The following is an 11,671-nucleotide window of genomic DNA, read 5'->3' as shown; positions in this document are numbered from 1 at the left end:
CATGACTCTTCGCCGGCAAGGCCGGCTCCTACAGACCAAGGGGCCGGGCCTGCAAACCAATATGGCACGCACACAAAAATACCTGGCACACACGCAAGCGCTTTACCCCCTCCGACTTTGCTCTAATCCCGTCATGGCCTGCCACGCCACTCATTGATCCACCCAGAACGGGATAACAATAAAAAATGAAACGCTTGATGCCGCTTGCCGTGCTCTACGTGTCAACGCTCGCCCACGCCGGCACGCCCGGCAACATCGACGCCAACCGACTGCTCAACGCCAACCAGGACGCCGCCAACTGGCTCGCCCACGGGCGTACCTACGACGAACAACGCTTCAGCCCGCTGACCCGCATCAACGACCAGAACGTCGCCGGGCTTGGCCTGGCCTGGACGCAGAAGCTCGACATCGATCGCGGTACCGAAGCCACCCCCATCGTGGTCGACGGCGTGATGTACACCACCGGTGCCTTCAGCATCGTGTATGCCTTCGACGCCGCCAGCGGCAAGCCGCTGTGGAAGTACGACCCCAAGATCCCCATGGAAAAACTCAGCCAGGGCTGCTGCGACGTGGTCAACCGCGGTGTGGCCGTGTGGCAGGGCAAGGTCTACGTGGGCAGCTTCGATGGGCGCCTGATCGCCCTCGATGCGGCCACCGGCAAGGAGGTGTGGAGCGTCGACACCGTTCTGGACCCCAACAAGAGCTACACCATCACCGGCGCCCCGCGCATCGTCAAAGGCAAGGTGCTGATCGGCAACGGCGGCGCCGAGTTCGGCGTGCGCGGCTATATCACCGCCTACGATGCCGATACCGGCAAGCAGGCCTGGCGCTTCTTCACCGTGCCCGGCGACCCGGCGCTGCCACCGGAAAACGAGGCCATGGCCAAGGCCATGAAAACCTGGAAGGGCAATGGCTGGGTCAAGTGGGGCGGTGGCGGCACCGTATGGGACTCGATGTCCTACGACCCCGAGCTGGACCTGCTGTACGTGGGCACCGGCAACGGCTCGCCGTGGAACTACCAGTTCCGCAGCCAGGGCGAGGGCGACAACCTGTACCTGTCGTCGATCGTCGCGCTGCGCCCGGAAACCGGCGAATACGTGTGGCACTTCCAGGTGACGCCCGGCGATCGCTGGGACTTCACCGCCACCCAGCAGATCGTGCTGGCCGACATCCAGATCGACGGCAAGACCCGCAAGGTGCTGATGCAGGCACCCAAGAACGGTTTCTTCTACGTGATCGACCGCACCAACGGCGAGTTCATCTCGGGCAACAACTTCGTGCAGGTGAACTGGGCCAGCGGCCTGGACCCCAAGACCGGGCGCCCCATCCTCACCGACCAGGCCGACTACGCCAAGGCGCCGAAGGTGATACAGCCAAGCTTCCTCGGCGGCCACAGCTGGCACCCGATGTCGTACAACCCCAACACCGGCTATGTGTACATCCCGGCCCAGGACACCGTGGCCGAACTCAAGGCCGCCGACAAGCCGCTGTTCCTGCCGACCAAGTCGGTGGTCAACTTCGGCCTGGACGTGCCCGACCTGCCGGAAGACCCGAAGGTGTTCAACCAGATCCGCAGCGCCTGGCGCGGGCACCTGATTGCCTGGGACCCGGTCAAACAGCAGGCCGCCTGGACCCACGACTATGTCGAGTCCGGCAACGGCGGCACCCTCAGCACCGCCGGCAACCTGGTGTTCCAGGGCACCTCGGACGGCCGCGTCATGGCCTTCAGCGCCGACAAGGGCAAGCAGCTGTGGGAGCACCGCGCCAACTCCGGCGTGCTCGGCGGGCCGGTCACCTATGAGGTCAAGGGCGAGCAGTACGTGGCGTTCATGGCCGGCTGGGGCGGCATCATGCCGCTGATCGCAGGCGGCCTGACCGACAAGGGCAAGGTGCAACCCGAATCCCGCGTGCTGGTGTTCAAGCTTGGCGCCAAGGGCGAACTGCCGCCGCCGCGCAAGGCGCCGGTGCTGCCACCGCAGGTGCCCGCGCTGACAGCCTCGGCGGATGAAATCGCCCAGGGCCGCACCCTGTTCAACGGCATGTGCGGCGCCTGCCACGGCCTCAACGCCTCCAGCGGCGGGGTGATCCCCGACCTGCGCTACCTGAGCCCGGACAAGCACCAGGCCTTCGTCGGCATCGTCAGCGGTGCGTTCATGAGCAAGGGCATGCCGAGCTTTGCCGGGGTACTGGACATGCCGCAGATGCAACTGATCCAGCAATACATCATCAAGCGCAGCCTTGACCTGCGCGCCGCCGCCGACGCCACTGCGGCGCAGTAAGCCACCCCTCGACCCCGCTCGCCAGGCGTGCGAGCGGGGCAGCCTCAACCCGTTCCAATAACAATTAACCGGTAGACAGGTGATCCCCATGAAAGCGCTTTTGCACAAAGGCGGCGCATTGCCGTGCTCGCTGTTCCTTGCCCTGTGCGCCAGCCCCGCGCTGGCCGATGTACGCCCCGACTCCGGCGACTATGCCGCGCTGCCACCGGGCACCGACCTGGCCTTGCTGTACCAGCAGAACCCGCGCATCGACCGCTCGTACATGGGCGGCAAGCGCGCCGCCGACAACCTCGACCTGGACCTGACCGTGGGCGTGCTGCGTCTGGTGCACTTCACCGAGTTCTTCAACACCGGCCTGATCTGGGACCCGCAGATCATCATCCCCTACGGCCATCAGGAAATCGGCGCCACCGGCCAGAAGAACAGCGGCCTGGGCGACATCACCTTCGGCGCCACGGTGTGGAGCCTGGCCGACATGGAGCGCAACCGCCACCTGGGCTGGTCGCTGTTCGTCACCGCGCCCACCGGCGCCGACAAGAACCAGGGCTTTGCCCTGAGCGGCAACCGCTGGGCGGCGGACTTCCAGGTGGGCTATGTGCACGGCTTCAACGAACGCTGGACGTGGGACGTGATCGCCGAGACCGAGTTCTACCAGGAGCAGCGCGACACCGGTGCGCACCGTGACCCGCTGATCCAGCTGCACAACCACCTGCGCTACAACTTCACCCCGGCCACCTCGGTGGCGCTGTCGTACCGGCACAACTGGGGCTCGCGCGAGACGCTGGACGGGCAGACCCTGGAAACCAGCCACAACAACGGCACGGTCGGCCTGTCGGCGACCACCATGCTGGGCAAGCAGTGGCAGGTAATGGGGCAGTACTGGCGGGATGTGGACGTGCGCTCGGGGCCGATGACCGACCATTCGCTGCAGTTCAGGTTGGCGTATATCTACTGAGGCGAGCCTGACGCACACCGGGTGAGGGGCACCCGGTGTGGTCACACGCCATGGCCGGGCTTAGACTGCGTGGCTTGGGCCTGTCAGTCGCCACGCGCCGGGCCGGACACTTGAACTGTGACGTGAACATGAAGCTCAAACTGTGCCTGCTGCTGCTTGTTTGCCCACCGCTGTTGGCCCAGGAGTTCGCCTGCCAACTGGGTGGCAAGATCGTTCCCGTTGCCGAGTATCGGCAGCCGACCCCTGTCTTCACCCGGCTGAAAAATGACGGGCATCCGATGACGGCCTTCGGCTTTTCAATTGCGCACAGTCAGGTGCTGGGGGCCGACAAAGCCGCGCGTGACTATTGCCAGTCGCTGATCGCAACAACGCGCACGGTGCTGTTGTCAGGTCAGTACCCGGCTGATCACTTTCACCCGGGCCAGACCCTGTCGCTCAAGCATGTGCATCGCGACCGCCATGTCTGGCCTTACTGGCCAGACTATTACTGGCTTGCAGATAGCCCCCAGGGCCGCTGACCGACTCTTCGCTGCCGCGTCGCCTGGCGTGATGGAGTTATTGGCCGACGTGGTCGCAGCCAGGGTCGTTCGAGGTTGGGTCGAGTGCGCCTGCGGTACGTCTCAGGCAGCGTTCAGTCGGGCGTTCAAGCGTGTTACGGGTAACACGCCTGGGTTGAGTCGCAGGTTGAGGCAGTCGGCTGCCATCTGAAACTGAGTGGGATGAGCGGGTGGGCCATCTTGGGCGGCCTTGGCACTATTTGAGACAAGGCCGAACGCGGTCGCTCGCACCTCTTTGATTTCGATAGGCCGCGTCTGCGGCCCGTGTGTTGCGTCATCAACTACTGACCGCTTTGGCCTCCATGCCATCAAGCACCGACTCGATCAATGCATTGCTCAATTCCAGCGAATGTTGCGAGGCCATCAGCAGGCTTTTGAACTGCTCATCGGCTCGTTCGCAGGCTTGTGCTGTGGTGTCCCTTGCACACTGGATCATGATCGACAGGTAGACCAGCGCCTCTTCGAGCTTGATGTCTTCGCGCACGGAAAACAGGGGCGGGTGATTGCCGTGGCAACAGCCGAAGGAGGTGTAGGCGGGTTTGCGCGGGGTGTTGGGCAGCGGGGGATTGGGGACGAACTTTGTCATGTGGTGCTCCTTGATTAGTGGAGCCGACCCTGATTCGGATACGGCGCTTTGTGCGCCTTGATTTATCTCAGGTGACCAAACCTGGACGCTGGATTTACAGCGACTGAGCAAGGTTAACGGGGTTGGGGTGGGGATTCAAGTTTCTGGCTGAGGGAAGGAGGAGGCGTTACCGTCTGAGTGCTGATGCATTCATTTTGACGATCTGGCTTGCTTTTGAATTTCAAAGGTTTGAGGCGCGCAGAGTGGCCTGCGCTTGAGGCTGACCAATACGTTGCAGTCTGTTGCGGCAGCTAGAGATTCTGGCCGTATGCGGTCTTGGGTGAAAGACCGCTAACAACCCATAGTAGCTTCACGAAGGGCCGCAATCGGCCAATGCCGCAGCAGTGGGCGCCGCAGCATGAGTGCGAAGACCTTTAATTACTCGACCTTGTTACCTGGCAATGGGGCCGTATGAATTTCGTCAAACATAGCGGTTGCCACTGAAGCAGCATAAACAATGTATTTCACATCACTTTCTTTGCTCTTGACTTCATAAATTTCACAAAGAAGGCTTTTGTTGTTCTTGGGCAACACTGCAGGCGACCAGGATGAAGGGCTCTTGAAGTTATACTCAGGGCCTTTGTACATTAAGGATTTTATGCCAACAACGGTGCGCTTGTATTTTTGTCTATCAGGCCTTTTGGAGTTTTCATAGTCGCCTATAAATGACCCTAAAGAACCGGAGACAACATCTATGCACTCCTTGTCTAGCGCGGTCTCATAATCAGCAGCCGCGTATGTTCCAACGCTGCCATGGTTGGAATAGAATTTTTGTCGGGGCGTCAATTTCTCTTCTGGCTGCTTGGGTTTATATTCATCACCCTCGAAATGGTATTCAATGTACCCTCGCGAAATATCCACCCTGTTGTATATTTTTCTCTTTTCTATGACGTCTTCAAAAGTGTACCAGCGATGCTCAATTAGTGTGTGCTCGACGTCTAGCCCGCTCGCCATCACTTTTAAAGAAAGCGCGGAGCCGAACAGGATATATGCAATGTTGATACTTTTCATGAGCTCGCCCAGGGCATGGTTTTTTTAAGTTTACTTGATTCTAGCCAGTGCACGGTAGAGTTGTAAATTTATCTAATGGCAAAATCAACCTCATCAATTGAATTGCCCCGCTTGTAGACGCGTCGTATGACCGCTTTTGGCCGATAGCTGCCACTCACAAACGACCGCTTTCGGCCAAAAGGAGCCAGCCGAAGGGCTCTAGGCTCTGTACAAAATCCCGAGAACCCAATAGACGCGCCTCATCTGCTGAGGTTTTGTAGAGCCCCCGCCACTCACGGAGACCCTGCCGCCTGCGCCTGCAACCACGCCACCGAAGCGGGCGATGCTTGGCTCAACGCAATCGAGCCCTGGTGCACCGAGCCGTCCCAGCCCTCCATCGTCACCCACAGCAGGGTATCCACCGGTGTCTTCGGGGATATCGGAATCGAGGTGCCCATGCTGTGCGGCGAACCAAAGAAGATCCCGCCCGCCGCGCGCAGGCTGCGGGGTTTGCCCACGCGCAGATAGGTCGCTTTCACTTCGCCGATGCAGGCCTCGCACAAGGCCGCGCTGAAACTCTTGATATACCCCGCCGGCCCTTCGTTGCGCGGCGGCTGGGCGCGAAACTCCGCCAGGCGCAGGCTCCACGGCCCGACCGTAACCTCCCCGATCTCCCGCTCGCCAAGCCCCGCCTCACCCTTGAACAACGCCTGATCAGCGAAGTACCTGGGCAAAAATACCAGGGGCACCACCACCAGCACCACGTTCAGATGAAACCGCCATTTCAGCCAGTAGCGCCGCAGCGGCGAGCCACTCACCTCGATTGCCTTGCCTCGCTTGAGCGCAGCTGCAGTGGCCTGCAGCGTGCGCTTGCTCCAGATCAGCAGGCCGCTGAGCACCATCACGCTCAGTAGCAGGCCGAAGACAAACCACACCAGCTTCAGCCACAGCCCACCAAAGTCACCGGTATGCAGCGGGCGCATGGATTCGGTGACGAACTCCAGCGCGCGCCGATCCGACAGTGTGTAGGAGGTGATGACGCTGCCGTCGTACGGGTTCAGGTTCGCGCTCTGCTGCATCAGCGGATAGGCGCCACGCCCGCGCACCTGCAGGGTGTCATAGGCATTGCCCGGCAGCTTGATGAAGCTCGCGGTGAAGCCGGGCACCTGCGCCGAGAAATTCGCGATGGCCTGTTCCACGCTGATGCGCGCGGGTTGCTCGCCAGGTGCGGCCAGGGGCACCGTCTCCCTCGCGACAAGGCCAATGGCAGGCCGGCTGGAAATGGAGATGTGGTTGTCGGCCAGCACGGCCTGGATCAGAAACCAGAGGCCCGTGACCGAAATGATCGCGATGAACCAGATCGACCACACACCGCTCAGGCGATGGAAGTCGCCCCAGAAAATCCGCGCACCCTGGTTCAAGCGCAGGGTCGGTTTGAAAAAGGCCTTCCAGAAACGCTTGTAGACCACCAGCCCGGTCACCAGCGAGGCCAGCATCGGCAAGGCGAGCAATGACACCAGGTACCAGCCCCAGGGATAGCCATTACCGAAGGGCACCAGCCACCAGCCGTGCAGCGCACGGGTGAAGCCGCGCACGTCGAACGCCGGGCTCACCCCCTGGATCTTGCCGGTGTACGGGTTCACATAGAGGTTGCGGGTGCTGTGGTCCGGTTGTACCACCTGGACCTGCAGGGCGAACGAGTCCTGGTCGGGACGCAGGATGTACTGCACGTCCAGGTCGGGGCGGTCGCGATGAATGGCCGCGAGGATCTGGTCGTAGTCGAGCCGGCGGGCGTCTTGCGTCGGTGGGTTGGCACGCATTTGCGGCTTTGCCAGCCACACCAGCTCCTGGCTGACGACTGCCAGGGTACCGGTGACGCAGACGAGCAGGGCAAAGCACCAGATCGGCAATGCCAGCCAGCTGTGGATCAGGAACCATAACTTGGAGCGCGATTTCTTGGACATGACTCAGCTGTCGTCAGGGGAGTGCAAGAAGGACGACGGGCCCCTGGCATGAACACCCATGCCAGGGGCCCGAAACCTGCTCAGAACTGCGGTGTGTACTTGACGGTGAACATGACGTTGCGCGGGTCGCCGTAGTAGTTGTTGGAGGCCACTGCGGTATAGGACGGAATGTAGTAGACCTTGTCGAAGAGGTTGTTGAAGTTCACCGCCAGGCCGATCTCATCGCTGACCTTGTAGCCGATGCGTGCATTCCAGATCGTGAACCCTGGCGTCTCGAATTTGCGGTCGTAGGCGACGGCGCTGCTCTGGCTGTTCAAGCCACCGCCGACGCTGAAGCGGTTGAAGTCGCCTGGCAATGTGTAGTCGGACCAGATGCGCACCGTGTGCTTGGGGGTCCAGGTGGAGAAGATCTTGCCTTCGTAGGTGTTGTCCTCGATAAACCTGGTGGTGTTGTAGACATAGCTGGCAGACGCTTGCAGGCCAGGCAGCACTTCACCGTTGATTTCAGCCTCCAGCCCCTGGCTGCGCACCTTGCCGGATGCCTCGGAGCAGTTCGAGCCCCCGCACTGGGACTCGGTGTTGAGCATTGTGACGGCGCGGTTCTGGTGGTCGTAACGGAACAGGGCAAGCGAGGTGTTGAGCCGCCCGTCGTTGAGCTCGCCCTTGAGGCCGACTTCATAGTTGCTGCCGGTAATCGGCTCGATCGTGGAGCCGCCCACCCCGATGGCGCTCTGCGGAATGAACACGTCCGCATAGCTGGCGTAGGCCGACCACTCGGGCGTCAGCGCATAGACCAGCCCGGCGTAGGGCGTGACCACGCCATTGTTGGCCTTGTCACTGTTGCTGGGGTAGCTGAAGGCATTGCGATCGTAGATCTGCGAGTCGTACTCGTAGGAGTACCAGCTGGTGCGCCCGCCCAGGATCAGTGTCAGGGGGTCGGTGAGCTTGACGCGCCAGGTGCCGTAAATGCCTTTTTGCACGATCTTGTACTGGCTGTCGGTGCGCGTGCCGCGCGCCGCCAGGCTGTCGTAGTTTTCGTACGGCAGGTGGTTGTTCAGGTCGAAGATGTTGGCGCCTACGCTGCGTACTACGGCCATGGTGTTGTCGCTGGTGTAGCGCGAGTAGTTGCCCCCGAGCACGACTTCCTGATCGAAACCCAGGCCACTGAAGTCGCCGTCCACGAACAGGTCCAGGCCGCGGCTGTGCGAATTGAAGTCTGTGGCATAGCGCCAGTTGGCGACGCCGCTGCCATCGTTCGCCACACCGGTGGGTGTCACGATGTAGGCATAGGTCATTTCGTTGCGTTCGTTGATCGCGACCGCTGCTGTCTTGAACTTCCAGTGGTCGTTGAATCGGTGCTCCAGGTCGACGTAAAGGGCCAGTTGTTCGGTCAGCCCGCGGTTCCAGTCGGAGCCGGTGTACGTCGAGCGGGACAGGCCGATGTCACGTCCGTCGCTGTAGCGTGGCAGGCCGGCGACCATGGGCGTGAAGCGGGTCTTGCGATCACTGATGCCAACGCCCAGGGTGGTGTTTTCCGACAGGTCGAAGTCCAGGGCGCCGTAGACCTTCTGCTCCCATCCGCCAACGTGGTCGATGAACGAGTCGCGGGTGTCGTAGTCGACCACGGCGCGACCGCGCACGGTGCCCGCCTCATTCAACGGGCCGCCGACATCCGCCTGGGTAGCGTAGTGGTCCCAGCTTCCGGCCTGTGCGGTCAGGGTCACGGTGGGCTTGGCCTGGCCGCGCTTGCGCACCAGGTTCACCGCGCCGCCCGGGCTGTTGGCGCCTTGCAGCAGGGCCGCGCCGCCACGCAGCAGTTCCACCCGGTCGTAGAAGGCCGTGGATTCGGTGAGGTAGCTGCCTAGCGCATAGATGCCGCGGGTCATGGGCACGCCGTCGTACTGCAGCGATTCGATCTCGAACCCGCGCGAGGTGATGAAGCCACCCGTACCGGGGCTCTTGGCAAAGGTCATGCCCGGTGCGTTGGCGAACAGCTCAGGCAGGTTGGTGATGTTCTGGTCGTCCATGCGCTGGCGGGTCATGACCGTGACGCTTTGCGGGATGTCCTTGAGCTTGTGCTCACTCTTGCCGATGGTGACGGTGCCCGTGGTGTAGGAGCCGGTACCTTCGGTGGTGCTGCCCAGCGTCTGGCCGCTGACGTTGATCGCGCTCAGTTCGAGCGAACCGTTGCCGGGGTTGGACGCGATCAGCAGGTACACGCCATTGGCCTGGCGTGCCACCTGCAGGCCGCTGCCCGCCAGCAGGGTGGCGAAGCCGCCTGCGACGCTGTAGTCGCCCTGGAGGGCGGGGGCGCGGCGGCCCTGGGTGCTCGCGGCATCGAACGACAACACCACCCCGGCGGCGCTGGCAAAGCGGCCCAGGCTTTCGGTCAGCGTGCCGGGCGCGATGTCATAGGCACGGGTTTGCTCGCTGGACGCATGCGCGGCCAGGCCGGCGAGCGGCCAGGCGGCAACGCTGCCCAGGGCGAGGTGGGCCGCCAGGGCCAGTGCGGTGTGTGATCGTTGCATGACGCTCATGTTTCCTTCCCCAGAACACTCAGTTGAACTTGTGGGAGGGAAGGCCGGATGAGCGTCGATGAAAGTGCAAGTAAGTGAAAATTATTTTCATTCGTGGTGCCGGCTGGCTCAGGTGCGCGCCACAACCGTCACCCAGTAGCGCGTGCGGCGCTGTACGGTCAGCGGGAATGCGCTTTGCAGCGCCGTCAGGGCCAGTTCGGTATCGGTGATGGGGAACGCGCCGGAAATCTTCATCTGCGCCACCGCCGGGTCACAGTTCAGTACGCCGGGGCGATAGCGCGCGAGTTGCGCCAGCAGGGTCTGCAGCGGGGTATCGACCGCGATCACGCTGCCTTGCTCCCACGCCGCCACAGCGGCGTCGTTGCTGCGCAGGCTGCCGATCCCGGCCGGGCCGAACGCCACCCGCTGACCGGCATGCAGGCGCAGGCGCTCGATCGGCTGCACCGACACCTCCACGGCCTTTTCCAGCACCGCGACTTCGCTGCCATGGTCGTCGACGCTGACGGTGAAGCGGGTGCCCAGGGCCAGGACGCTGCCGTGGCGGGTATCGACCCTGAAAGGCCGGGCGGCATCGTCGCGGGCGGTGGTGATCAGCACCTGGCCGCGGTGCAGTAGCACACGCCGCTGCTGCATATCGAAATCCACGTCCACGGCGCTGTCGGTGTCCAGCAGCATCTGGCTGCCATCCGCCAGGCGCACGGCACGGCGTTCGCCGACGCCACTGCGGTAGTCGGCGTACCATTGGCGACGGGTGTCGCTGCGCCAGCCCAGCGTCCCGAGGACCCCACCGCCCAGCAGCATGGCCAGGCCGTACAGCACCTGGCGGCGGCTGTTGCCGCTGCCCAGCAAGGTGGAGGCGGCGATACGCCCCGGCAGCCCGGCAAAGCTGTGGCTGACCGCCTGCATGCGTTGCCAGGCCTGGCGGTGCAGCGGGTCGCTGTCGTGCCAGCGTTGCCACGAGGCCTGATCCTCGGCACTGACGGTGCCGGATGACAGTTGTGCGTACCAGCGCGCGGCCTCACGCACCGCCTCGCGTTGGGCGGCGGAGGGGGAGCGGTTCATTCGACGCTTTCCCACTGCATCAGGCAGACATGTTCCATGGCCTTGGCCATGTGGTTGTTGACCGAGCGCAGGGAAATATCCAGGCGCGTGGCGATCTGCGCGTAGGGCAGGCCCTCGAGCTGGGACAGGATGAACACCTCACGCACCTTGGCGCCCAGGCCGGCGAGCATGCGGTCCAGCTCCACCAGCGTTTCGAACATGATTGCCTGCGCTTCGGCGCTGGGGATGTCGGCAAGCGCAATGCTGGCCAGGGTTTCCATGTAGGCCTGTTCGAGCGAGCGACGGCGGAACAGGTCGATCATCAGGCCTTTGGCCACCGTCGACAGGTACTGGCGGGGTGCACGGATTTCCAGTGATGTGCGGGTCTTGAGGAGCTTGACGAACGTGTCCTGCACCAGGTCCGCCGCATCGCAGTGGCTGCCCATGCGCTTGCGCAGCCAGCCGTGCAGCCATGAGCTGTGCTGCGCATACAGCGCGCCGACAGCAGCAGGTAGGGCAGGTGACTCGACCGGCATGATTGCATCTCAAATGGGAATTGGTTGCATTATTATTCGGATCACGAGGAGGTGGCAATATCGGCAGGTGCCAGTGCGACGTGGCAGCGGAGGCGCTGACTCGCCACGAAAGGGTGCTTGCCAGGCGTTCGCCGAGTCATCCGGGATGGCAGCTGAAGGATTTCGCAGGGCGCGAGCAGGGGCGGGG

General features: G+C 62.7%; 8 protein-coding genes and 2 pseudogenes. 4 read left to right on the top strand and 6 right to left on the bottom strand.

The genetic code is table 11. The annotated features are described in order from the left end of the window. Positions 1–185 precede the first annotated feature (185 nt). The 4 genes and pseudogenes from JZZ72_RS14250 to JZZ72_RS28295 form a co-directional block, all read left to right on the top strand. Positions 186–2,279 (top strand): PQQ-dependent dehydrogenase, methanol/ethanol family, encoded by a 2,094-nt coding sequence (locus JZZ72_RS14250; RefSeq protein WP_210014625.1) that lies wholly within the window; start codon positions 186–188, stop codon positions 2,277–2,279. Positions 2,280–2,367: 88 nt separating this feature from the next. Then, positions 2,368–3,234, top strand: a complete 867-nt coding sequence (locus tag JZZ72_RS14245; protein WP_043862995.1) for a transporter — start codon at positions 2,368–2,370, stop codon at positions 3,232–3,234. Positions 3,235–3,362: 128 nt separating this feature from the next. Beyond that, positions 3,363–3,752: a hypothetical protein gene (locus JZZ72_RS14240; RefSeq protein ID WP_152644126.1), complete on the top strand. Its 390-nt coding sequence runs from the start codon at positions 3,363–3,365 to the stop codon at positions 3,750–3,752. Then, a pseudogene (locus JZZ72_RS28295) lies at positions 3,709–3,942 on the top strand (hypothetical protein); the annotation flags it as partial. The gene JZZ72_RS14240 and the pseudogene JZZ72_RS28295, both read left to right, overlap by 44 nt. Before the next feature lie 126 nt (positions 3,943–4,068). Here JZZ72_RS28295 and JZZ72_RS14235 read toward each other — a convergent pair. The 6 genes and pseudogenes from JZZ72_RS14235 to JZZ72_RS14210 all read right to left on the bottom strand — a co-directional run bounded on the left by JZZ72_RS14235 (position 4,069) and on the right by JZZ72_RS14210 (position 11,484). After that, entirely contained in the window at positions 4,069–4,377 is a 309-nt protein-coding gene (locus JZZ72_RS14235; RefSeq protein ID WP_210014624.1) for a DUF6124 family protein, read from the bottom strand. Between the two features lie 417 nt (positions 4,378–4,794). Further along, the gene (locus tag JZZ72_RS14230; RefSeq protein WP_054915425.1) at positions 4,795–5,427 is read right to left on the bottom strand and encodes a hypothetical protein; all 633 of its coding nucleotides are present in this window, start codon (positions 5,425–5,427) and stop codon (positions 4,795–4,797) included. A gap of 812 nt (positions 5,428–6,239) precedes the next feature. After that, positions 6,240–7,370, bottom strand: a pseudogene (locus JZZ72_RS14225) (PepSY-associated TM helix domain-containing protein); the annotation flags it as partial. A gap of 80 nt (positions 7,371–7,450) precedes the next feature. Next, positions 7,451–9,898 carry a TonB-dependent siderophore receptor gene (locus JZZ72_RS14220; RefSeq protein WP_210014623.1) on the bottom strand — a complete coding sequence of 816 codons (2,448 nt, stop codon included), beginning with the start codon at positions 9,896–9,898 and terminating at the stop codon, positions 7,451–7,453. A gap of 117 nt (positions 9,899–10,015) precedes the next feature. After that, positions 10,016–10,969, bottom strand: a complete 954-nt coding sequence (locus JZZ72_RS14215) for a FecR domain-containing protein (RefSeq protein WP_210014622.1) — start codon at positions 10,967–10,969, stop codon at positions 10,016–10,018. After that, positions 10,966–11,484 carry a sigma-70 family RNA polymerase sigma factor gene (locus JZZ72_RS14210; RefSeq protein ID WP_054915411.1) on the bottom strand — a complete coding sequence of 173 codons (519 nt, stop codon included), beginning with the start codon at positions 11,482–11,484 and terminating at the stop codon, positions 10,966–10,968. The genes JZZ72_RS14215 and JZZ72_RS14210 overlap by 4 nt, the downstream gene beginning before the upstream one ends. Between the last annotated feature and the right edge of the window lie 187 nt (positions 11,485–11,671).

Source organism: Pseudomonas palmensis (assembly GCF_017848315.1).
Taxonomy (GTDB): Bacteria; Pseudomonadota; Gammaproteobacteria; order Pseudomonadales; family Pseudomonadaceae; genus Aquipseudomonas; species Aquipseudomonas palmensis.
The sequence above is the reverse complement of the archived record's forward strand: the minus strand, read 5'-3'. Positions and strand labels throughout refer to the sequence as shown.

What these genes read in the sequence shown, in the direction of transcription:
- JZZ72_RS14240 (WP_152644126.1), top strand. Translation starts at nt 3,363, where the DNA reads ATGAAGCTCAAACTGTGCCTGCTGCTGCTTGTTTGCCCACCGCTGTTG.
- JZZ72_RS14215 (WP_210014622.1), bottom strand. Translation starts at nt 10,969, where the DNA reads ATGAACCGCTCCCCCTCCGCCGCCCAACGCGAGGCGGTGCGTGAGGCC.
- JZZ72_RS14245 (WP_043862995.1), top strand. Translation starts at nt 2,368, where the DNA reads ATGAAAGCGCTTTTGCACAAAGGCGGCGCATTGCCGTGCTCGCTGTTC.
- JZZ72_RS14230 (WP_054915425.1), bottom strand. Translation starts at nt 5,427, where the DNA reads ATGAAAAGTATCAACATTGCATATATCCTGTTCGGCTCCGCGCTTTCT.
- JZZ72_RS14235 (WP_210014624.1), bottom strand. Translation starts at nt 4,377, where the DNA reads ATGACAAAGTTCGTCCCCAATCCCCCGCTGCCCAACACCCCGCGCAAA.
- JZZ72_RS14220 (WP_210014623.1), bottom strand. Translation starts at nt 9,898, where the DNA reads ATGCAACGATCACACACCGCACTGGCCCTGGCGGCCCACCTCGCCCTG.
- JZZ72_RS14210 (WP_054915411.1), bottom strand. Translation starts at nt 11,484, where the DNA reads ATGCCGGTCGAGTCACCTGCCCTACCTGCTGCTGTCGGCGCGCTGTAT.
- JZZ72_RS14250 (WP_210014625.1), top strand. Translation starts at nt 186, where the DNA reads ATGAAACGCTTGATGCCGCTTGCCGTGCTCTACGTGTCAACGCTCGCC.